Source organism: Bradyrhizobium sp. F1.4.3 (genome assembly GCF_040548375.1).
Taxonomy (GTDB): Bacteria; Pseudomonadota; Alphaproteobacteria; order Rhizobiales; family Xanthobacteraceae; genus Bradyrhizobium.
On sequence record NZ_JBEPRN010000005.1, the window covers coordinates 215,908 to 239,073 of the forward strand.

Annotated in this window: 15 protein-coding genes, 1 tRNA gene and 2 riboswitches; of the genes, 8 read left to right on the forward strand and 8 right to left on the reverse strand. The window is 63.6% G+C overall.

Annotated features, from left to right (window positions below):
* Nucleotides 1-13 precede the first annotated feature (13 nt).
* The 6 genes from ABIB73_RS17520 to ABIB73_RS17545 form a co-directional block, all read right to left on the reverse strand.
* Nucleotides 14-1,519: a M81 family metallopeptidase gene (locus ABIB73_RS17520; protein WP_354225632.1), complete on the reverse strand. Its 1,506-nt coding sequence runs from the start codon at nt 1,517-1,519 to the stop codon at nt 14-16.
* A 298-nt stretch (nt 1,520-1,817) separates the two neighbouring features.
* Nucleotides 1,818-3,467, reverse strand: a complete 1,650-nt coding sequence (locus ABIB73_RS17525) for an ABC transporter ATP-binding protein (RefSeq protein ID WP_354225634.1) — start codon at nt 3,465-3,467, stop codon at nt 1,818-1,820.
* 150 nt (nt 3,468-3,617) lie between these two features.
* Complete coding sequence (locus ABIB73_RS17530; protein WP_354225636.1) at nt 3,618-4,505, reverse strand: ABC transporter permease; 888 nt, start codon at nt 4,503-4,505, stop codon at nt 3,618-3,620.
* A gap of 19 nt (nt 4,506-4,524) precedes the next feature.
* Entirely contained in the window at nt 4,525-5,466 is a 942-nt protein-coding gene (locus ABIB73_RS17535; RefSeq protein ID WP_354225638.1) for an ABC transporter permease, read from the reverse strand.
* 182 nt (nt 5,467-5,648) lie between these two features.
* A complete protein-coding gene (locus tag ABIB73_RS17540; RefSeq protein ID WP_354225639.1) occupies nt 5,649-6,944 on the reverse strand; it encodes a D-amino acid dehydrogenase in 1,296 nt (431 codons plus the stop codon).
* 68 nt (nt 6,945-7,012) lie between these two features.
* A riboswitch (glycine riboswitch) is annotated at nt 7,013-7,140 on the reverse strand.
* Nucleotides 7,141-7,143: 3 nt separating this feature from the next.
* A riboswitch (glycine riboswitch) is annotated at nt 7,144-7,247 on the reverse strand.
* 95 nt (nt 7,248-7,342) lie between these two features.
* The gene (locus tag ABIB73_RS17545; protein ID WP_354225641.1) at nt 7,343-8,473 is read right to left on the reverse strand and encodes a M20/M25/M40 family metallo-hydrolase; all 1,131 of its coding nucleotides are present in this window, start codon (nt 8,471-8,473) and stop codon (nt 7,343-7,345) included.
* Nucleotides 8,474-8,742: 269 nt separating this feature from the next.
* Here ABIB73_RS17545 and ABIB73_RS17550 point away from each other — a divergent pair, with 269 nt between their 5' ends.
* The 3 genes from ABIB73_RS17550 (at nt 8,743) to ABIB73_RS17560 (ending at nt 13,870) form a co-directional block, all read left to right on the forward strand.
* Entirely contained in the window at nt 8,743-10,353 is a 1,611-nt protein-coding gene (locus ABIB73_RS17550) for an ABC transporter substrate-binding protein (protein WP_354225643.1), read from the forward strand.
* An 83-nt stretch (nt 10,354-10,436) separates the two neighbouring features.
* Nucleotides 10,437-12,044 carry an ABC transporter substrate-binding protein gene (locus ABIB73_RS17555; RefSeq protein WP_354225645.1) on the forward strand — a complete coding sequence of 536 codons (1,608 nt, stop codon included), beginning with the start codon at nt 10,437-10,439 and terminating at the stop codon, nt 12,042-12,044.
* A gap of 227 nt (nt 12,045-12,271) precedes the next feature.
* Entirely contained in the window at nt 12,272-13,870 is a 1,599-nt protein-coding gene (locus tag ABIB73_RS17560) for a glycosyltransferase family 39 protein (RefSeq protein ID WP_354225936.1), read from the forward strand.
* Nucleotides 13,871-14,073: 203 nt separating this feature from the next.
* Here ABIB73_RS17560 and ABIB73_RS17565 read toward each other — a convergent pair whose 3' ends face one another.
* The gene (locus ABIB73_RS17565) at nt 14,074-15,324 is read right to left on the reverse strand and encodes a multidrug effflux MFS transporter (protein ID WP_354225938.1); all 1,251 of its coding nucleotides are present in this window, start codon (nt 15,322-15,324) and stop codon (nt 14,074-14,076) included.
* Between the two features lie 460 nt (nt 15,325-15,784).
* Here ABIB73_RS17565 and ABIB73_RS17570 point away from each other — a divergent pair, with 460 nt between their 5' ends.
* The 4 genes from ABIB73_RS17570 (at nt 15,785) to ABIB73_RS17585 (ending at nt 22,376) form a co-directional block, all read left to right on the forward strand.
* Nucleotides 15,785-17,098, forward strand: a complete 1,314-nt coding sequence (locus ABIB73_RS17570; RefSeq protein ID WP_354225647.1) for a hypothetical protein — start codon at nt 15,785-15,787, stop codon at nt 17,096-17,098.
* Entirely contained in the window at nt 17,095-18,420 is a 1,326-nt protein-coding gene (locus ABIB73_RS17575; RefSeq protein WP_354225649.1) for a hypothetical protein, read from the forward strand. The genes ABIB73_RS17570 and ABIB73_RS17575 overlap by 4 nt, the downstream gene beginning before the upstream one ends.
* A 199-nt stretch (nt 18,421-18,619) precedes the next feature.
* Nucleotides 18,620-20,995, forward strand: a complete 2,376-nt coding sequence (locus tag ABIB73_RS17580) for a glucose/quinate/shikimate family membrane-bound PQQ-dependent dehydrogenase (RefSeq protein WP_354225650.1) — start codon at nt 18,620-18,622, stop codon at nt 20,993-20,995.
* A 16-nt stretch (nt 20,996-21,011) separates the two neighbouring features.
* Complete coding sequence (locus ABIB73_RS17585) at nt 21,012-22,376, forward strand: carbohydrate porin (RefSeq protein ID WP_354225651.1); 1,365 nt, start codon at nt 21,012-21,014, stop codon at nt 22,374-22,376.
* A 97-nt stretch (nt 22,377-22,473) separates the two neighbouring features.
* On the opposite strand, the gene ABIB73_RS17590 is transcribed toward ABIB73_RS17585, so the two are convergent.
* Nucleotides 22,474-22,562: transfer RNA gene (locus ABIB73_RS17590), tRNA-Leu, on the reverse strand.
* 172 nt (nt 22,563-22,734) lie between these two features.
* On the opposite strand from ABIB73_RS17590, the gene ABIB73_RS17595 reads away from it, so the two are divergent.
* Nucleotides 22,735-23,160, forward strand: coding sequence for a twin-arginine translocation pathway signal (locus tag ABIB73_RS17595; protein WP_354225653.1), 426 nt, complete (start codon nt 22,735-22,737; stop codon nt 23,158-23,160).
* The last annotated feature ends 6 nt before the right edge of the window (nt 23,161-23,166 follow it).

Consider the following 23,166-nt stretch of genomic DNA (forward strand, 5'->3'; position numbering starts at 1 on the left):
TGATCCTGTCCAGTTAGCGTGAGGGGGGAGTGAAAACGGGGCCGTTCGGCTTGATGCGGATGCCCGGCCGCAGGCGCGTCCAGGGCAGCGAAGCGGTATCGGCCGGCATCGCGCCGGGCGCGGCGCAGATCATCAGCTTCTCTGCAATCGGCTCGAAATCGGCACGGAAGTGCACCGAGCTCTTGTTGACCAGGATCTTCTGCGCGGTCGGCTCGATGCCGACATAGCGGTACATCGCCTGGTCGGCGAGCTGCGCCTTGTGCGAGGAGACGACGACGCGGACGTCGCCGATGCGAAGGCAAGCGGATGGGCCCATCTCCATCTCGCGGCCGCCGTAATAGGGACCGGGCGCGATGAAGCGGCCGTCGGAGAGCTTTTCGACCACGAAGGTCTCGCGATAGGGCTCGTCGCCGGGAATGCCGGATTTGCCGCCGAGCGAGAGCGTCACGGTGGCGCCGGCGCCGGCCGCGTGCGCGGCCTTGGCCGACTCCGGATCGTAGATCGCGCCGGTGGCGGCGCTGGCCCTGTTGCGCACCAGCGCGCGCAGCATGCCGGTGGTATCGGAATCGCCGCCGGCGCCGGGATTGTCCTGGGTATCGGCGATGATGATCGGCTTGCTCGCGCCCTTGGCAAGTTCCATGGCATGGCGCACGCCGGCGTCGGGCGACCAGATCTTGCCGTCGAAATCGTCCTCATGGCTTTCGATCAGTTTCACGATCGCATCCGCCGCGCGATCGGCATCTGCCTGCGTCGTGCCATAGGCGAACACGCTCGGCCCGCAATCGCGGAAATCGGCGGCGGGGAAGCCCGGGGCGAAGGACAGCGTCGGAACGGTGTCGTTTTCGAGCGCGGTGAGCTTTTCGTAGATGCCCTTGGTGGGCTGGTCGTTGGTGCACTGCCAACTGATCGGGATCAGGAACGGCAATTGCCGGAACACCTTTGCAAAGCGCTGCTTGGTCTTCAGGAGCAAAGCGAGGTGCTTTGCGGAGGCGCGGCCAGTCTCGGCCATGTCGACATGCGGATAGGTGCGGTAGGCGATCAGCGCGTCCGCATGTTCCATCATTTCGGGCGTGACGTTGGCGTGCAGGTCGAGGCTCGTGACCAGCGGAACATCCTTTCCGATGACGCGGCGCACGCGCGCCAGAATCTCGCCTTCGCCGTCGTCGAGATGTTCGGTCACCATCGCGCCGTGCAGGTCGAGATAGACGGCGTCGAGCGGGCCGGCGGCGGCGATGCCGTCGACCATCACCTTTACGATGCGCTCAAACGCGTCCTTGGTGACATGCGCCGACGGGCTCGCACCGCAGGCAATCGTCGGAATGAGTTCCCAGCCATTGGCCTCGGCGCTGTCGACGAAGCCGGCCAGCCCAACATTGATGCGCCGCATCACCTTCAGCACGTCAGCGCCTTGCGTCATCGCCGGCCAGCCGCCGCCATGTTGGAAGTCCGCAAACGTCGCCTTCGTTGGCGCGAAGGTGTTGGTCTCGTGCAGGAAGCCGCCGACGGCGATACGTGTCATCAATTCAGTCCGGTCGATCAAGAGTGCGCGACGTTAGCCTTGTGCTTGCGGCGAGAGCAAGCCGGGAAGCAATTCGAAAGCGCATGGGGTCAAGCTGTTTTGGGAATGCTGCGGATGCGGTGGGTGTCGTGAGTCACTCCGCCAACCACACTCTCGGTGTCGTCCCGGCGAAGGCCGGGACCCATAATCCCAGGGAGAAATTTGGCGAAGACTCGGAGTTTGGGATTTCCACCGCGCGCGATCGATAGATTCCGCGGTATGGGTCCCGGCCTTCGCCGGGACGACGTGTTGAGAGACCTTACGCGCTCGCCGCCACGCCCTCCGGCACCGGCCGGAAATTCGCAAAGTCCCAGCCGCGACCCGGTGCTGCCTCTAGCAACGCCCGGGTGTAGGCCTCCTTCGGATGCGTCAGCACTTCGGCAGCGGGGCCCTGTTCGACGACGCGGCCGTGCTGCATCACCACGACCTCGTCGCAGATTTGTGCCGCGACGCGCAGATCGTGGGTGATGAACAGGATGGCGATGCCGAGCCGCTTCTGGATCTCGTCGAGCAGTTCCAGCACCTGCGCCTGTACGGAGACGTCGAGCGCGGAGACCGCCTCATCTGCGACCAGCACGTCGGGATCGAGCGCGAGCGCACGCGCGATCGCGATGCGTTGGCGCTGGCCGCCGGAGAACTGGTGCGGATAGCGCGATACCGCATCGGCCGGCAGGCCGACGAGTTCAAGCAGCTCGCGGGCGCGCTTCATCGCATTGGCGTGCGACACGCCATAGTTGATCGGACCTTCCGCGATGCTCTCGCCGACAGTGACGCGCGGATTGAGCGAGCGGTAGGGATCCTGGAACACGATCTGGATCTTTTGCCGGTGCGGCTGGAGCAGCCTGCGCGAGATGTCGGAGATCTCGCGGCCGGCGAGGCGCACGCCGCCGGAGGTCGGATCGATCAGGCGGACGATGCAGCGCGCCACCGTCGATTTGCCCGAGCCGCTTTCGCCGACGATGCCGAGCGTGCGGCCCTTGCGCAGCGTGAGCGTCACTTTGTCGGCGGCGACGACCTCGCGGCCTTTGCCGAAGAAGGCGCGCTCCTTATAGACCTTGCTGAGGTCGTTGGCCTCCAGCACCACCGGTTCCTTGCTCTCCTCACGCGGCGCGCGCGGTACCAGGCTCGGCACCGCGGAAAGCAGGTTGCGGGTGTACTCCATCGTCGGATTGCGCAGGATGGAATCCAGCGTGCCGGTCTCGACGAGGCGGCCCTGCCGCATCACCGCGACACGGTCGGCGATCTCGGCCACTACGCCCATGTCGTGGGTGATGAACAGCACGGCGGTGCCGTGATCGCGCTGGAGGTCGCGGATCAGTGTCAGGATCTGCTTCTGCGTGGTGACGTCGAGTGCCGTGGTCGGCTCGTCAGCGATGAGAAGCTTCGGTTCGAGCACTAGCGCCATCGCGATCATGATGCGCTGGCGCTGGCCGCCGGAGAGGCGGTGCGGGTAGGAGGCGAAGATGCGCTCGACCTGGGGCAGGCGCACCTGCTCCATCATGTCGAGGATGCGCTTCTTCCGCGCCTTTGCGTCGAGATTGGTGTGGGCGCGCAGCACCTCGTCGATCTGGCGGCCGACCGGCACCACCGGATTGAGCGCGGTCATCGGCTCCTGGAAGATCATCGCCATCTGCGTCGCGCGTAGCTGCCGCAGGCGTCGGTCGGTGGCGGTGAGCAGCTCTTCGCCGACCAGCTTGATGCTGCCGCTGGTCGGAACCAGCGTGCCCTTCGGCAGCAGGCCCATCGTGGTGAGCGAGGTCACCGACTTGCCCGAGCCGCTTTCGCCGACAAGGCACAGCGTCTCGCCCTCATGGACCTGGATCGAGATGCCATCGATGATGTTCGCGCCCTTCGGCTTCTTGCCGATAGACACGACGAGGTTGTTGATGTCGAGGGCTGTGTTGGTCATGCAAGCTCTTTCGTCATTCCGGGGCGCGTGCAGCGCGAACTATGATGCGCAATTGCGCATCTGAGAATCCATCGGGCCGCAATACAAGCGGTGAAATGGATTCCGAGCTCGCGCCAAGAGGCGCGCCCCGGAATGACAGCGTTGCTTGTTTCACTTGCCCTCCCGCTGCTTCATGCGGGGATCGAGTGCGTCGCGGGCGGCGTCGCCGATCAAATTGATGCTGAGGATGGCGATCGAGAGCAAAAGCCCCGGCCAGAAGATCAGCGTCGGCTTGAGCTGAAAATACTGGCGGCCCTCGGCCATGATGTTGCCCCAGGTCGGCGTCTCCGGCGAGATGCCGGCGCCGAGGAAGGAAAGGATGGCCTCGGTGAGGATCGCAGACGCGCAGACATAGGTGCCCTGGACGATCAGCGGCGCAATCGTGTTCGGCATCAAATGCCGCCACATGATCTTCGGCAGGGATGAACCGACCGAGATCGCGGCCTCGACATAAGGTTCCTCGCGCGCCGATAGCACGACCGAGCGCACCAGGCGCGCCACGCGCGGGATCTCGGGGATCGTGATCGCAATCAGCACGGTCCAGATGCTGGCGCCGGACAGCGAGACTACGGCGATCGCGAGCAGGATGCTCGGCATCGCCATCAGGCCGTCCATGACGCGCATCAGGACGGAATCGATCAGCTTGAAGAAGCCGGAGACGAGGCCGATCACAAGGCCGATGACGATCGACAGGATCGCCGAGCCGATGCCGATCAGCAGCGAGACGCGGCCGCCATAGATGACGCGTGACAAGAGGTCCCGGCCATAGGCGTCGGTGCCGAGCAGGAACTGCGCCGAGGAGGGCTTCAGCCGCAGCGACGGCGCCAGCTGGATCGGGTCATGCGGCGCGATCAGCGGCGCGAGGATCGAGATCAGCACGATCAGTACGAGGCAGACCGTCGCCGTCGCGATGATCGGCGTCGAGGTGAGGAATCCGAAACGCGGCCGCAGCGGCGACGTGATCGGAATGGACGACTGGGGAAGGGTATCGACTGACATTTTTGTCCTTGTCGTTGCCTCAGTACCGGATCCGCGGATCGAGCAGGGTGTAGGCGACGTCGATGAGAAGATTGACGACGACGTAGATCAGCGACGTCAGCAGGATCATCGCCTGGATTACCGGATAATCGCGCGCCAGCACCGCGTCCACCGTGAGGCGGCCGATGCCGGGGATGTTGAACACGCTCTCGGTGACGACGACGCCCGAGATCAGCAGCGCAAAGCCGGTGCCGATCACGGTGATCACGGGCACGGCCGCGTTGCGCAGCGCATGCCGCATCATCACCGCGACCTCGTTGATGCCCTTTGCGCGTGCGGTGCGCACATAATCCTCGCCAAGCACGTCGAGCATTGCTGCGCGCGTCATGCGTGCGATCAGCGCGACGTAGATGAACGACAGCGCGCAGGTCGGCAGGATGATGCGCTCGAAGAACGGCCCGAAGCCCGTGCTGATGCTCTTGAAGCCCTGTACCGGCACCCAGCGCAGGTCGATTGCAAAGACCTCGATCAGGACATAGCCGATCACGAACACCGGCACCGAGAAGCCGAGCACGGAGAGCCCCATCACGAAGCGGTCGATCCAGGTGCCGTGCTTCCAGGCCGCGATCACGCCCAGGGGCACGGCGACGACGACGGCGAGGATGATGGTCGACAGCGCGATCGAGATCGACGGCTCGACGCGCTGGCCGATCATCTTCATCACCGGCAGGTTGGAGATGAGCGAGGTCCCGAGATCGCCGTGCAGCAACTTGCCTACCCAGGTGACGAACTGCACGATCAGGGGGTCGTTGAGGCCGAGCGAGGTGCGGATGCGCTCGAGCCGCTCCGGCGTCGCGTTGTCGCCGGCGAGAATCGCGGCGGGATCGCCCGGGGTGAGGCGGAGCAGCAGGAAGACGAACAGCGCCACCACCCCCATCACGGGCACCGCGGCCAGAACGCGGCGAATGAGATAACCTAGCATGCACCTATCTCCGGCTGCGGAACTTGTGGCGGCCTGAGGCGGCCGTGGAGTCTGTCGTGTCTATCATGCGTGCCTGTCATTCGGGCTGGAAAAGCCGGCAGGAGATGCCGCCTTTTCGGGGCAAATTGTGTGCCAAGGGCAGGGCGGTCGCAAGGGGCCGCCCCGCACTGGTATTCGACCACTCAAGATGCACGGCGCATCGCGCGCTCAACCACAAGTGAGGGGACGGTGGGTGGCGCATTGAGCCCGCGCCAGCCGTCGATGGTCCCGGCTATCATCTGCGCAGTTGCAGCCGACAGCGTCCAGCCGAGATGGCCATGGCCGGTGTTGAAGAACACGCCCGGCATCCGCCCTGCGCGTATCACGGGCATCATGTTCGGCATCATCGGGCGCAGTCCGGCCCACGGCACAACCCGCGAGGTTTCGACGGCGGGGAAGTTGCTGCGCACCCAGTCGACCAAGGGCTGAACGCGGTCGGCGCGGATGTCGCGATTGAAGTCGTTGAACTCGGCCGTTCCGGCGACGCGGAAGCGATCGGCGCCGAGCCGGCTGGTGACGATCTTGGCGGCCTCGTCGAGCAGGCTGACGGTCGGCGTCGCGTTACGGCTCTCGGCAGAGTCGAGCTGCACCGTGATCGAGTAGCCTTTCACCGGGTAGACGTTGACGCGCTCGTCGAGAAGGGCGGCGAAGTGGCGGCTGGCCACACCGGCGCAGACCACGACGCCGTCCGCCTTCAGCATTCCGCGCGTGGCCGCGTCGCTTGCGGCAAGATCGGCCCAGCCGATGACAAAGCCGCTGCCTGCGCGGGCGATCGAATCGATGTTGGCTTCGTGGATGAAAGTCGCCCCGCGCCGCTTGCAGGCGTCTGCCAGCCCGCGCGTGAACTTGTGGATATCGCCGGTCGCATCCGAAGGTGTGTAGAAGCCGCCGTAATACGCCTTGCGCAGCGTCGGCTCGATGCTGCGGATTTCCTCCGGCGTTACCGGGCGGCGATCGAGGCCGCCTTCCTGCAACAGCGCATTGACGCGAAGGCCGGATTCAAAACCCTTCTTGTCGTGATAGATGTGGAGGATGCCGCGGCGCTCGAGATCGAAGTCGATGCCTTCACGTTCGGCGATCGCGAACAGGTGCTTGCGGGCTTCGATTGCGAGCCGCGTGGTCTCGATGGTGTTGGTGCGGTAGTTGCCGATGTTGGCGACGAACTCGCTCATCCAGGAATATTTGTGCCAGTTCGGCCGCGGGTTCATCAGCAGCGGCGCATCGCGCCGGAACATCCAGCGTAGGCCTTTCAGGATCGTCGCAGTGCTATTCCACACCTCGGCATTGCTGGCAGAGAGCTGTCCGCCATTGGCGAAGGAGGTCTCCATCGCGGCGTAGCGGTGCTTGTCGAGCACCGTCACCTTGTAGCCGCGTTCGAGCAAGGCATAGGCGGTCGTTACGCCGGTGATGCCGGCGCCGATGATGACGATATGAGTCATGATGAGTTCGGGGCTCCCGTGAGTTAGAGTCGGCTAACCGCCGGCCATAAGGCCGTTGGCGGCGCCCCATCTGTCACGGTTACCTGAGAGCTTGATCCGGCGCGGGACCTTGCGAGGCGAACCTCATAAGACCTTTGCGGACTATCCCCTTCGGTGGACGTCACGACCACGCTGGCCGTGCCGTCTCTCTCCAGATCGTCCTGACGATACAGTCCTTTTGCCTGAGAGTTTCCGGGGCGGTTGCTCCGTCGGCGCCGCAACGAAAGCCGAAACCTTCGCTGCGATCTCTCCCGCATCGTCGCGTGGACCATCGAGCAGTACGATACGCCTCATTTTTGGACAAGGCTAAATTTCGACCGCCACTGCCAACGCATTGTGCAGTGCGAAGTTGGTTCAAATTATTCCAGCGTCGCAAGCAGTCCCGCCAGCAGGCGCCCGCGCTCGACCAGGCTGTCGACTTCGATGAACTCCTCCAGCGTGTGACCGTTGCCACCGCGCACGCCCAAACCGTCGAGCGTCGGGATGCCCATCGCGCCCGTAAAGTTGCCATCGGAGCCGCCGCCGGAGCTTGCATGCGGCAGCTCGGCGCCGAGCGACCTGGCGATGCCGTGCGCCTTCTCGTACAGCGCCATGGTGCCAGCATCCGGCTCCCACACGGGCCGCGTCACGCCGCGCGTGACCTTGAACGAGACGTCATTGGCTGTGCCCGACAGAGCCAGCATCCGCTCCACGCCGCGGTCGAGATCGGCTTGGCGCTTGGCCATGGAGAGCGCCTCGCCGGTAGCGGTCGTGGCGACGCAATTGACCCATTGGCCGCCATGCACGACGCCGACCGAGAAGGTGCAGTCGTCCGTGGTCATCGCGTCGATCGCGAGAATCTGCCGCGCCATCTCGCGGATCGCCGAGCGTCCCGCCGACAGGGTCGCGCCGGCGTGGCTCGGCCGGCCCGTCGCTTCGAGATTGAAACGGGCGATCGCGTAACGTCCGGTGGTAACGCCGTTGTCGGCGCGGCCGGGCTCCGGCACCAGGACGTATTTGTTGCGTGCAGCCTCGGCCTCGATGATGTCGCGCGTCGACGGCGTGCCGACTTCCTCGTCGGGCGTGAAGAGCACGGTGATCGGCAGCGGCGTGGTGAAGGAGGCACGCGCCAGTTGCCGGATCGCTTCCAGCGAGAGGTAGTTGCCGCCCTTCATGTCGTAGATGCCGGGGCCGTAGCATCTGCTGCCCTCGCGACGCCATTTCAGCTTCTCGATAGTACCGACCGGGTGGACGGTATCCATGTGCCCGGCGATCAGGATTCCCGGCTCGCCCTGCTTCGGATGCGGAAAGCGCGCCCGGATGACGCCGCCGAAGCCCTGTCGGCCGGCGATGCGCTCGATCGTCGCACCCATGATCGCCATCTCCCGCGCTGCGATATCGAGCATGCGGTTGACGGCGTTCGCGTCCCAGGTCGGGCTTTCGCATTCCACCCAGCTGCGCAGACCCTGGAGCATGGCCTCGGAATCGAAGGGGAGATTGGTTGGATTCATCGGGAGGTCTCTCAAGCTTTGAAAGATGGAACGCGCATTGCATCCGCGAGAGGCGGGATAGGCGGACAGCGTTGTAGAGCCAAACCGATCTTTGTGGAGCCCGTGCGCGCGCCGCCATGGGCTGCGCCGAAACCGGATTGACGCGCTCGGCACTGTCTGTAAGTCTCGAAAAGATAAAGGCATTGCATAAGGTTAGTTCGCCTAAAGAACGAACCGAATGCTCAACCAATAACCCGCCTTTGAACAGTTTCACGTCAGGAGAAACTTTTATGTTGAGCTTGATGCGCCGGGGGCGTCGCGCGTTCGCCTCCAAACTTGCGCTGTCGGTCGTCGCGCTTTCGACCGCGCTGGCCTCGCCGGTGCTTGCGGCCGGCAAGACCATCACCGCGGTGATGCATTCGGATCTGCGTATCATCGACCCGATCTTCACCACCGCCTACATCACGCGTGACCATGGCTACATGGTCTATGACACCCTCATCGCGACCGATTCGAACTTCAAGATCCAGCCGCAGATGGCGGACTGGAAGATCTCCGACGACAAGCTCACCTACACCTTCTCGCTGCGCGACGGCCTGAAATGGCATGACGGCGCGCCGGTGACGGCGGAGGACTGCGTTGCTTCCCTGAAGCGCTGGGCCGCCGTCGACGGCATGGGCCAGCAGATGATGCAGTTCACTGCGAGCATCGAGGCGACCGATCCCAAGACCATCACGCTGAAGCTGAAGGAGCCCTACGGCCTTGTGCTGGACTCAATTGGAAAACCCTCTTCGCGCGTGGCCTTCATGATGCCGAAGCGTCTGGCCGAAACGCCGCCGGACAAGCAGATCCCCGAGCAGATCGGCTCCGGTCCGTTCAAGTTCGTGCAGGGCGAATTCCAGCCCGGCGTGAAGGCGGTCTACGTCAAGAACACCGACTACGTGCCGCGCAAGGAACCGTCGAGCTGGACCGCCGGCGGCAAGGTGGTGAAGGTCGACCGCGTCGAGTGGATCACCATGCCGGACTCGCAGACCGCGGTGAACGCGCTGCAATCGGGCGACATTGACTTCATGGAAGTGCCGCCGTGGGACCTGCTGCCGGTGCTTGAAGGCAATTCCGACCTCAAGGTCGAGACGCTGAACAAGTTCGGCTATCAGACGCTCGGGCGCATGAACTTCCTCTATCCGCCCTTCGACAATCCGAAGATCCGTCGCGCGGCCCTGCTGGCGATGAACCAGAAGGACGTGCTCGACGCGCTCGTCGGCAATCCCAAATACTACAAGATCTGCGGTGCCTTCTTCGTCTGCGACACGCCATTCGCGACCGACGTCGGTTCCGAATCGCTGGTCAAGGGCAACGGCATGGCGGAAGCCAAGAAGCTGCTCGCCGAGTCCGGCTATGACGGCACGCCCGTCGTGGTCATGGTGCCCGGCGATGTCGTGACGCTGAAGGCGCAGCCGACGGTCGCGGTGCAGCTGCTCCGCGAAGCGGGCTTCAAGGTCGATGCGCAGGCGACCGACTGGCAGACGGTGGTGAGCCGTCGCGCCAGCCAGAAGCCCCCGAAGGAGGGCGGCTGGAACATGTTCTTCACCAACTGGGTCAGCGCCGACGTCTCCAACCCGATCTCAAACCTCTCGATCGGCGGCCAGGGCAAGAAGGGCGGTTGGTTCGGCTGGGCGGAAGACGCCAAGATCGAGAAGCTCAAGGATGACTTCGTCCGCGCGGCCTCGCTTGACGATCAGAAGAAGATCGCGACCGAGATCCAGAAGGAAGCTTATGACCAGGTGATCTACGTGCCGCTCGGCCAGTACCTGGCTCCGAGCGCGTGGCGGAAGTCGCTCACCGGCGTGCTCGACGGCCCGGCGACCCCGGTGTTCTGGAACATCGACAAGTCGGAGTAAGCGAAGGGCGCATCCCGCGCCTTTCGTCTCGACCATCGCGCGGCGCCGCGCTCATCGGCGGCGCCGCTCGCCAGGAGAACTTCATGTTCCAAATCATGCGCCGCGGACGCCGCGCGTTCGCCTCCAAGCTTGCGCTTTCGGTCGTGGCGCTTTCGGCACTGGCGTCGCCAGTTGTTGCCGCAGGTAAGACCATTACCGCCGTGATGCATTCGGATCTGCGCATCCTCGATCCGATCTTCACCAGCGCCTATATCTCGCGTGATCACGGCTACATGGTCTACGACACGCTCATCACGACGGATTCCAACTTCAAGATCCAGCCGCAGATGGCGGACTGGAAGATCTCCGATGACAAGCTGACCTACACCTTCACGCTGCGCGATGGTCTGAAGTGGCATGATGGTACGCCGGTCACCGCGGAAGATTGCGTTGCCTCCCTGAAGCGCTGGGCCGCTGTCGATGGCATGGGGCAGCAGATGATGCTGTTCACCGCGAGCATCGAGGCGACCGACACCAAGACCATCACGCTGAAGCTGAAGGAGCCGTACGCGCTCGTGCTGGAATCGATCGGCAAGCCGTCCTCGCGGGTCGCTTTCATGATGCCGAAGCGTCTCGCCGAGACGCCGCCGGACAAGCAGATTGCCGAGCAGATCGGCTCCGGCCCCTTCAAGTTCGTGCAGAGCGAATTCCAGCCGGGCGTGAAGTCGGTCTATGTCAAGAACACTGACTACGTGCCGCGCCAGGAGCCGGCGAGCTGGACCGCCGGCGGCAAGGTGGTGAAGGTCGATCGCGTCGAATGGATTACGATGCCGGACGCGCAGACGGCTTTGAACGCGCTTCAGTCGGGTGACATCGATTTCATGGAAAATCCTGCCATCGAAATGTTGCCCACCATTGAAGCCGACAAGGACCTCAAAGTCGAAATTCTGAACAAGTTCGGATTCCAGACGGGCGCACGGATGAACTTCCTCCATCCGCCATTTGATAATGTCAAGGTCCGCCGCGCAGCACTCCTGGCGATCAACCAGAAGGACGTGCTCGATGCGCTGATCGGCAATCCCAAATACTACAAGGCTTGCGCTGCGTTCTTCATCTGCGACACGCCGTTCGCGACAGACATTGGCGGTGAGACCCTCGCGAAGGGCGGCGACATTGCCGCGGCCAAGAAGGCGCTCGCCGAGTCCGGTTACGACGGGACACCCGTCGTGCTCATGGCGCCGGGCGACGTGCTGACGCTGAAGGCTCAACCGATCGTGGTGGCCCAGCAACTGCGCGAAGCCGGCTTCAAGGTCGACTTGCAGGCGACCGACTGGCAGACGGTGGTGAGCCGGCGCGCCAGCCAGAAGCCCCCGAAGGAGGGCGGCTGGAACATGTTCATCACAAACTGGGTCAGCGCCGACGTGGTCAATCCGATCTCCAACGTCGCTGTCGGCGGGCAGGGCAAGAAGGGCGGCTGGTTCGGCTGGGCGGAGGACGCCAAGGTCGAGCAACTCAAGGACGCCTTCGTTCGCGCGACCTCGGCGGAGGATCAAAAGAGGATCGCGATCGAGATCCAGAAGGAAGCCTATGACCAGGTGCTTTACGTCCCGCTGGGGCAATATCAGGGGCCGAGCGCGTGGCGGAAGTCGCTGTCCGGCGTGCTCGACGGCCCGGCGACCCCGGTGTTCTGGAACATCGACAAGTCGGAGTAAGCGAAGGGCGCGCCTGTCGCGCTTTGTCTCGATCATTACGCGGCGCCGCTGTCACCAGCGGCGCCGTCGTCTTTTGCTAGCCGCAAAGGCGTGGAGCTTTTAACCCTTCCAGTTTCCAATCATTGCTATTTATTTCCAATCTGAAATAGATGGTTCGTCTTCGGACGTTACTTACTTTCCCTCCCGTCGATTTGAATCACGTGCCAATCGATTTTGCATTCCAGGCGATGGCCGAACGGTCCGATCGCGCACCGGCGCAGTGGCGCCGGCCTCTGCTGCACTGGCTCGATGGCGTGGAGGCGGGCTGGGCCGTTCCGTTGCTCTTGGTCGGCTTCGTCGCGGTCTGGACGCTATATCTGGCCAACGCCTATGCCGGCGGCGGCCTGCACCCTGATACCCTCGAGGCCTGGACGCTGGGGCGGCATTTCGCCTGGGGCTATCACAAACATCCGCCGCTAATGGGCTGGGTGGCCGCGGTTTGGACCTCGGTCTTCCCGGTCAGCGACTGGTCGCTGCAATTGATGGCGATGGTCAACGCCGGGCTCGCATTGTTTTTTGTCGACCAGATCGCGCGGCAATTCGTGACCGGGCACAAGCGCATCCTGGTGCTGCTGCTTTTGATGCTGACGCCGGCCTATCAATTCCACGCCCAGCGCTTCAACGCCAACGCCGTGCTGCTCGCGACCTGGCCGCTTGCGACCTGGTGTTTCCTGCGCGCGTTCGGGACCCGCAGTGCGTTCTGGGCGGTTGCCGTCGGCTGCACGACGGCACTCGCAATGGTCGGGAAGTATTATTCGGTGTTCCTGGTCGCAAGCTTTGCATTTGCCGCGCTGGCTCATCCGGCGCGACGCGCCTATTTCACCTCCGCTTCGCCCTGGATCTCTGTCGTCACCGGGTTCGCGCTCCTGTCACCACACATCTACTGGCTCGCAACCACGGGTGCGTCGACCTTCACCTACGCGCTGACCCACGCCAACGGCAATGCCGTGAGTTCGCTTGGCGATGTGAGGAATTTTCTGCTCGGACTGGTGGCGGCCGTGAGCGTGTCCGCCGTCACCTGGATGTTTATCGCAGGCACACGGCTGAAGCAGTTTCCGGCCGACTTCGCCGCAATGAGCCCGGGCCTGCGACTTCTGTTCTATGTCGCGATCGGCACGATCTTGCTGCCGGTCCTGACGTCGCTGGCGATGGGCACGGATCTGCCCTCGCTGTGGGCGTTGCAGGGGCTGTTCCTGTTCGTCGTGCTCGTCGTCTGCGGCACCCGCTACCCGATCGAGCGCTTCTACACGGTCAATGCCACAGTGATTGCCGCGGGCGTCGCGCTCGCCGCCGTCCTGGTCGCCGCGCCGATCCACGCCGTCTACCGCAACATCCACGGTTATGAAGAGGGACGGAATTTCTACGCGCCGGCCGCGAATGAGCTCACGCGGCAATGGCGCGAATTGACCGGCGAGCCGCTCAGCGCCGTGAGCGGCGACGATTCGCTGGCGTTCGCCACGGCCTTCTACAGTCCGGATCACCCGTATTACGCGCGGCCCTTCGTCTATCAATACAAATGGGGGCTACCGCGCAAGACGACGCTCGATCGCGGCTGGGCTGCGCTCTGCTTCCGCGGCCAGGACGATTGTGGCCGATGGATGGAATGGGTGTCCGCGCGTGCCGGGAATTTTGTCAGGCGGGAATTCACCGTGCAGGCGTCGCTGTGGGGCAAGCCCGGGCTGACGCGGGAGGTGGTCGTGCTGATGGTGCCGCCACGCGCGGACAGCGGGGCAACGCCTGAAAGTGCTGCGGACGATTTCAGCGCCAGCAAGCGCAGTCCGGAATAGGGCGCGCCTCAGCAGTGGCTTTCGCGCAACCGTTCAAGTCCTTCGCTTGCGAAGGGCGGTGTCAAGACGGGTTGCTTTACGGCAGAGGCGGTACGCTGCGCCTCAGTCTGTTCCGACGCATGATCGGTTTCGTTGCGTTCCGGTTCCATTGAGGCGGCCTTTCGAATTGCTGCAGGACAACATCGAGAGACCCGCGTAGTTCCTCACACGATGGGGTGATGGTGCGGCTTGAACAGCCGTCCTTTCTCCACCACCAGCACGATCGCGAGCGCCGCGAGCGTCGACAAGAAGAAGCCGACCGAGAACGGCAGCAGCGTGCCATCAAAGCTCTGGCCGATGGCCGTGCCGACCGCGATGCCGATCAGCGTCGTGATCGAGCCGTAGAGCGAGGAGGCGGTGCCGGCGATGTGGCCCTGCGGCTCCATCGCGAGCGCGGTGAAGTTCGCGACCATCATGCCGAACGAGAACATCATCAGGGCCGACAGCGCCATGAACAAGGCAAGTGGCAGTATGCCGAGACTTTCCGTCAGCAGCATCACGCCTGCCACGGCGGTATAGAGCGTCAGTGCGCCGTGCGAGATCACGCGCATGCCGAGCGTTCCGACCAGCTTCGCGTTGAGGAAGCCGGCGATAGCGGTGCCGGCCGCGATCGCGGCGAAGGCGAGCGGGAAGTAGGGGCCGAGGTGATAGATGCCGGTGAAAACCTGCTGGGCCGAGAACACATAGGCGAACAGTGCGCCCATCACGCTGCCGGCGGCGATCGCGTAGCCGATGGTCTGGCGGTTGGTGACGGTCTGGCGGAAGGCCGAGAGCACGTCGGCAGGTGCAAGCGACCTGCGCTCCGTCTCAGGCAGCGTCTCCGGCAACCGCCAAACGCTCCATGCCAGCGCGAGCAGGCCGTAGAACATCAGCACGACGAAGATGCCGCGCCACTGCGTGACCAGCAGCACCGCCTGTCCGAACGAGGGCGCGATCACGGGCACGGCGATGAACACCATCATGGCGAGCGACATCACACTCGCCATCCGGCGGCCGACATAACAGTCGCGCACGATCGAAGTCGCGATCACGCGCGTCGCCGAAGTGCCTAGTCCCTGTAGCGCGCGCGCGAGCAGCAGGGTCTCGAACGAGGGCGCGGCAACCGCCAGCACGCTCGCCACCGCATAGACCGCCATGCCGCCGAGCAGCACCGGCCGTCGCCCGAACCGGTCGGACAAGGGGCCCATGACGAACTGGCCCGCACCGAAGCCGATCAGGAAGGTCGACAGCACGAGCTGGAGATGGTTGGCGACCGGAATGTTGAAGGCCGCCCCGATATTGGGCAGCGCCGGCAGCATCATGTCCATCGCGAGCGGATTCAGCGCCATGATGGACGCGATCACGATGACGAATTCGGGAAATCCCATCGGACGGTGTCCCGAGGACACCCAATCGTCGGCATTGACGTCGGACAAAAAGCTCACCCCTGATTTCGGAGGCTTTATCTATTGTCCATGCTGCGATGCACAACCCATGTTTTGGGATGGGTGGTAGGCGAGGTGGGACCGAACAAGACTTGGTGAGGGAGTCGCCGGAATCCCCTGATTGCGCAATTCAGATTCGAGCCAAGCTTCGAACGCTTCTCTTGTCGCATGATCGTCTCCTTGGGACGGGTTTCGCGCTGGGGATCGCGTCATTCGCGGCTGGAGCCGGCGCGGGTCATCATTGTTGGGCTTGGGTTCTCGTCGGGCATGATGGCCCGGGAGCGTCGAACGACGAGATTGTCCGCCGTCCGAGGCACGGGTTGGAAACCAGGGATTCACCATAAGATCGGGGACGGCACATCGGGGAGATGAATCCGCAACGCATCCTGTCCACTGTGGCCTGACTAGGCGCCAGGCGCCAAGGGAACTCAGAACAGACAGGGTATCAGAGGTGTCGGACGTCACCGGTACAGCAAGATGGTTGGGATCGGCCGACACGGCTGCGAGGCGGAACATTTGGCTTGCCTGCCTGTTCGCGCTGGTGACGCTTTTGGTGCTCGGCAATCTCGCCAACGACACCGCGATGGATGTGAACTATGGCTGGGATGTTCGCGTCAATTGCGCGGCCGTCGATGCGCATGCCGACGGGCTCGATCCCTACTTCGTCAAGAATCTGAAGGGCACCAAGCTCTCCTATCCCTATCTGCCGGCAACGCTGGATGTCTTCCGTCCTCTGTGCGCGGGCGGCTTTCTCGCCGGTCATCACAGAGGCGTCTTTGTCGTCCTCGCCGTGCTCTGCGGCCTGCTCTTGCCCGGTCTCGGCCGGGCGCGCAGCGTGCGTGACGTCGGGCTCGGAGTGCTCTGCTCGCTCGGCGCCTTCGTAGGCTTCGAATGGGTATTGGCCTCGGGCAATTTTGCGATCCTGGGCGGCTTCTTGACTGCCGCCGCACTTGCGCTTCTGCTTCGCCCCGCAAAGTCTGCGGCGCACGACGATCGAAATGACGTTCCTCGTGTCGCGGGGGCTGCATTGCTCGGTCTTGTCATGTCGTTCAAGCTGGTGTTCTGCCCGGTGCTGGCCGCGCTGTATTTCCTGCCGTTGCCGCGTCGGCGGAAACTCCTCCTGATCATGGTGGCGGGCTTCAGCTTCGTGCTTCCGATAGTGGTCTCGGTCGTCTTCTATCCACATCTGTTTTCAAGCTGGTTGCTCGCGATCACGGGAGGAATCCCCGATCAGCATTCGGTCCAGCTCGAGGAAGCCAATCCATCGCTGTTGCTGCTCGCGCAAAGTGTCGTGGACCGCATCGGTCTGGCCGACAGCAAGCCGATCGTGTTCGCCATCTATGCGTTGGCGGCGACCGCGCTGGTGCTCGCACCGCTCGGCTGGTCGATGCTGCGCGCGATCCGCAACGGTGAGGGATCGTTACTGAGGCGCCTCGACCGCTGGCTGATCGATCATCCGCAGGCAGCGATGCGCGTCACGGTGCTCGCGATGTACGGACTTTATCTCTGCTCGCCGCGCCTCAAGGAATATGCCTTTTTCGAACTGGCGGTCTACGCTGCCGTCCTCATCGTCGATCTTCCGGCCGCAGCTCTCGCAGCCGTGCTGACCATCGGCATTGCCATTCCAACGCTCGTCTCGATCACGGGGAATACGATCGAGGGTGGTTTTGCCCAGATCGCGGTCGCGCTCACCTGCTTCTGGATCATGCTGCTGGATTTCAGTGCAATGCTGGAACGCGCCGAGCCGCGAGGCCCGCATTCATGACAGGGCAAGTCGCAGCCTCATCGGCCAACGCGGGAGCAGGGCCTCGCCTGACCGGTGCGCCGGGGACGATCTGGATGACGCGCTTCATCTGGGCCGTAGCCATCCTGCTCGCCGTCGGCCTCGCGATCGATCTCGGCGGAAGCGATATCTTGGGCTGGGACGCGCGCGTGAATTGCGCGGCGGTCGATGCTCACATCGAGGGCCTCGATCCCTATTTCGTCCGGAACCTGAAGGGCACGAAGCTCTCCTATCCCTATCTGCCGATGACGCTGGACGCCTTCCGGCCGCTCTGCGCCGGCGGATTTCTCGTCGCACATTACCAGGGTATCTATCTCGTTCTTGCCGTGCTCTGCGCGCTTCTGCTGCCCGCCCCCGGCGCAGTTCGCCGGAGCCGGCGCGATATCGCGCTGAGGGTTGTTTTCGCCTTTGGCGGTTTCCTCGGCTTCGAATCGGTATTCGCTACCGGCAATTTCGCGATGCTGAGCGGCCTGCTGACGGTCGTCGCGCTGGCGCTGTTGCTGCGCCCGCTGTCATCCGACGGACGGGGCAACGCGAGCTTCCTGCCGCTCTTCGCCGGCGCAGCCGTGCTCGGCCTCGTCACCTCGTTCAAGCTGGTCTTCGTCCCAGTCCTGGCCGCGCTCTATTTCTTGCCACAGCCACGGACGCGCAAACTGGTCCTGATAGGGGCGGCGGCCGGTATGTTCTCGCTCCCGATTCTGATCTCGATAGTGTTCTACGCAGATCTATTTCAGAGCTGGCTGAGCGCGATCTCCGGCCAAATTCCCGGACAGCACGCGCCGGGCAACGAGGTCAATCCGTCGCTGCTGTTCATGTCGCTCATCCTTGCCAATCGCTTTGCACTCGCCGGCAGCAAGCCGGTCGTGGCCGCGATCTACGGCTTCGCCGCTATCGCACTTGTGCTCGCGCCGCTCGCCGTGTCCGTATGGCGCGCGATCAGCGCGCAGCGCTCGGCCGCGGTAGGCTCGCGCCTTGCGACACTCGACCGCTGGCTGATGGATCACCCCCGCGCGGCGATGCGCGTGACCGTGCTCGCGATGTATGCGTTCTATCTTTGCGCACCTCGGCTGAAAGAATATGCCTTCTTCGAACTGGCGCTCTACGTTGCTGTGCTCATCGTCGACCTTCCCGCCACAGCAGCGGCGGCGGTTCTGTCGGTGGCCATCGTTCTCCCGACCGCGGCGTCGATCTCCGGCAACGCCTTCTTGGGCGGCTTCGGCCCGCTCGCGACCGCCCTGGTCTGCTTCTGGATACTGCTCTCGCGCTTGCTCGCGCCGTCAGTTCTCGTGGTGCGGGCAGCCTAATCGACCGAGTACCTGCTCGCTTTTGAACATTGCACGCACATCTTGTAGGTTTCTGCTGCTGCGTCGCAACTTTGCCCCGCGGATGTTGCATCTAACGGTTGTTAGTTTCGGTTGATTGGACGAAACTGTTCGAAAGCGGACGCGGTCTGTTGCGGTTGCGCGGGACAGGCCCGGTTCCTTGTCCGTACCGGGAGCGATCATGCAGCGATCCAGGGCAGTCTTTGTCACGGCTATCATCTATGCCTTGATAGGCTTGGTCCTTGCGGGCGGTGGCATTTGGCTTGCCGCGTTGGGCGGTACGATCTTCTACATCATCCTCGGCGCCGGCATATTCGCCACGGGCGCATTGTTACTGGCGCAGCGCCGATCGGCGCTATGGCTGTTTGCAATCGTGCTGGTCGGCACGCTGGCGTGGGCCGTTTACGAAGTACAATTCGACTGGTGGCCGCTCGCGGCGCGTGGCGACATCGTGTTCCCGATGGCGCTTTGGCTGCTCACGCCGGTGATCGTCCGCGGGCTGGTGCAAAACGAGCCAGTATCCTACCGAAGCGCAACGGCGCCGCTCTGGGTTGGCATTGTGCTGGCCTCGGTCGTGCTCGTGATCGGGCTGTTCTCCAGCTATCACAACATCAACGGCACGATCGTCGAGTCCGGCTCTGCCGTGCAGCAAAGCGAAGCCGACCCGCAACCGGATAGCGATTGGCGCGCGTATGGACGCACCCAATTCGGACAACGCTATTCGCCGCTGAAGCAGATCACACCGGACAATGTTGGCAACCTCAAGGTCGCCTGGATCTTCCGCACCGGCGACATGCCGACACCAGAGGATTCCGGCGAGACCACTTTCGAGGTCACTCCGATCAAGGTGCGCGATGCGCTCTATCTCTGCTCACAGCACCAGATCCTGTTTGCGCTCGACGCCAAGACCGGCGCGGAGCGCTGGAGATACGATCCCAAGCTGACGTACAACAAGACGTTCCAGCACATGACCTGCCGCGGGGTCACCTACCACGAAACCGCGGCGGGCGCCGTCGACAGCAGCGGCAGTCCGGCACCGGCCGAATGCCCCCGGCGCATCTTCCTGCCTGTTAATGATGGGCGCATGATCGCGCTCGATGCCGACAGCGGCAAGCCCTGCGACAGTTTTGGCGATCACGGCTCCCTCGACCTGCAGCAAGGGATGGGGATCAAGACAGTGGGCTTCTTCGAGCCGACGTCACCGCCTGTTGTCAGTGACAAGATCCTGGTCGTCGCCGCAGCGGTGATCGACAATTACGCGGTCGAAGTGCCGTCGGGCGTCATCCGCGGCTTCGATGTCTACACCGGCAAGCTGGTCTGGGTCTGGGACTCCGGCGCGGCCGACGAGAACGAGATGCCGTCGCCGACGCGTCATTACGTCAACGGTTCGCCGAATTCATGGATCGCGGCAGCGTTCGATCCGAAATTGAACCTCGTCTACATCCCCACCGGCAATAACGGACCCGACATCTGGGGCGGCAACCGCAATGAGCTCGTCGAGCGCTATTCCAGCTCCATCGTTGCACTGGATATCAACACGGGCAGGCGCGCCTGGTCGTACCAGACCGTGCATCACGACCTCTGGGACATGGATGTTCCGTCGCAACCGAGCCTGATCGACGTGGCGACAGCCAAGGGCGTCGTTCCCGCGATAATCCAGCCGACCAAGGTGGGCAATTTGTTCGTGCTCGACCGCAGGAACGGCGAGCTCATCGTGCCGGCGCCGGAACGTCCGGTCCCGCAGGGCGCCGCGCCCGGCGACCGTACCGCGCCGACACAGCCGTTTTCCGAGCTGACATTCCGCCCGGAAGCCAAGCTGACCGGCGCGGACATGTGGGGCGGCACGATCTTCGATCAGCTGCTGTGCCGGATCATGTTCCATCGACTGCGTTACGAGGGGACGTTCACGCCGCCATCGTTGCAGGGCACGCTGGTCTTCCCGGGCAATCTCGGCATGTTCGAATGGGGCGGCATTGCGGTTGATCCGGTGAGACAGATCGCCATCGCCAACCCGATGGCGTTGCCGTTCGCGTCGCGGCTCATTCCACGCGGCCCGCTCAATCCTCCGGCGCCGACGGCCGAGAAGCCGGTCGGCAGCGAGGTGGGGACGCAGCCGATGTATGGCACGCCGTTCGGGGTGGATATCTGGAGCTTTCTCTCGCCGCTCTCCGTGCCGTGCTACCGGCCGCCATGGGGTTACATGGCCGCAGTCGATCTCAGGACCATGAAGATCGTCTGGCAGCATCCCAACGGCACCATCAGGGACACCACGCCGCTCCCTCTGCCTTTCAAGATGGGCGTTCCGATGCTGGGTGGGCCGATCACGACCGCCGGCGGGGTCGCATTCTACACCGGAACCTACGAGTACACGATCCGGGCTTACGACGTGCGCAACGGCAAGGTGGTCTGGGAAGATCGCCTGCCGGCCGGCGCCCAGTCGACGCCGATGAGCTACGAGGCCGACGGCAAGCAATATGTCGTCACCGCGGCCGGCGGCCACGGCTCGTTCGGCACCAAGCGCGGGGATTACGTCATCGCCTACACATTGAAGGATTGAACCCGGGAGCGTCGCCATGAGTGCATCAGCCGGTGATCGAGCGAAGTGCCCAACGACGCTCTACCTCTGGTTGGGTGTTGCAGCGATATCGGCCTGTCCGGGGGGCCATGCCGCCTATGCCGCCGACCTGAAGATTCCCATCGGTGCGACTAGCCCGGCGCCGGCCCCCGTGCCCTGGCTGCTCGGCGACTGGGACGGCGCGAGAACCCGGCTGTTGAATGCGGGCATCGATTTCCAGTTCGGATACACCAGCGAAATCGCCGGTAATGCAACGGGCGGTCAGCGGCGTCAGGTTGCCTACACCGATCAATGGACCTTTGGCACCACGTTCGATCTGACCAAGCTTGGCGTCGTACCCGGCGGCACGATCCAGGTGACATGGACGGATCGCAACGGCAGCAATCTAAGCGATGACGCGGGCCTCGGCACGCTGCAACAGGTGCAGGAGGTGTTCGGACGCGGCCAGACGCTACGGCTCACGCAATTCTGGTACGATCAGAAATTCGTCGACGGCCTGGTCGACTGGAAGATCGGGCGAATCACCTTCGGCGAGGATTTCGCATCGTTCGCGTGCGATTTCCAGAACCTGACCTTTTGCGGCGCGCAGCCCGGCAACCTCGTCGGCAACTACATCTACAATTGGCCAGTCAGCCAATGGGCAACCAGGCTGAAGTTCAACCTGCAGGGTTTCGGCTATTTCCAGTTCGGTGTGTTCGACGCCAATCCCAATTACCTGAAGGTGGCGCAATCGGCGCTTCCGGTGTTCTATTCGGGATCCACGGGCCTTCTCATCCCGGCAGAGCTCGGATGGCTGCCGAAGTTCGGCGAGCTGCAGGGCAGCTACAAGTTCGGCGGCTGGTACGACACTTCGACCGCCCCCGATGTGGTCACCGACATCAACGGCAATCCGGCGATCCTCAGCGGACAGCCGCTGCTGCAGAGCCGCGGGCGTTACGGCGCCTATGTGAGTTTCGTTCAGCAGGTGCTGCGTCCGTCGCAAACCAATTCCGCGGGCACACTGAGCCTCTTTCTCAACGCTACGGTGGCCGACCGGCGCACGTCGACCACCGATTATCAGGTCGCAGGCGGTCTGACCTATACCGGCCCATTCCGGTCACGGCCCGAGGACGATATCGGATTTGCGGTCGGCACCACCCACGTCAACAGCCGCGTCGCCTGGTCGGAAGAGTTGCAGAACCTGGCCGGCCTTGGTCCGGTGGCCGTGCAAGGCAACGAATACGTCCTGGAGTTTTACTACACCTATCGGCCGCTCGCCGGCCTCCAAGTGCGACCGAACATCCAGTACGTGATCGACCCAGGCGGCACGAGCACGAATTCAAACGCATTGGTGTTCGGGCTAAAGACGGTTGCGAATTTCTGACGTCGCATCGAGCGGAGCGCAGGATGTGCCGGGCGGAACGCAGGCAGAGTTCGCTTCTGCATCATGCTGTTGGCACAGTTCGCGCCGTCAGCTCTCGTGGTGCGGGCAGCCGGGGTCGAACCGGCACAGCGCTTGCGCACCGAGGGATTTTAAGTCCCTTGCGTCTACCAATTCCGCCATGCCCGCTTGATCCAACGAGATCAAATACTTAAGTCCTGTCCGGCCGTCTGGAATTGGCGCTTTGCAGGCCGGGCAGGCGGTTCTTCCTTAAGCGAGCCGGCCGCACAAGGCAAAGCCTCAATCCGGACATCTGGGCCTGCTTTAGGCATTCTCAATTCACGGGGACTATTCATCCGGCATGCCTGCTTCGCTTTCCCATCACCTGCGCCTGTGTTGCGCGGCTGCTGCGCTGCTCGCGGCCGGCTGCGCGCTGTCCGGTTGCGCCAGCATGAGCGAGACGGTCGCTCCGGCCTTTGCCGATCCCGCCAAATACGAATTGTATGACTGCAAGCAGCTCGAGGCCGAGCGCAAGGCACTGGCCGGCCGCACCGCGGACTTGCAGAAACTGATGGACAAGGCGGAGACCGGGACCGGCGGCGCGGTCGTGTCCGAACTCGCCTATCGCAATGACTACATCGCGGTACGCGGCTCGACGCAGCTCGCCGAGGACGCCTGGCGCCGCAACAAGTGCCGGGAAACGCCGCCTGATGCACCGCCACCGGCTTCTCCTCCGCAGCGGCCGATCATCAAGCCCGCCCCGAAATCCGGTAGCGCCGTTCGCTGAGTCGAT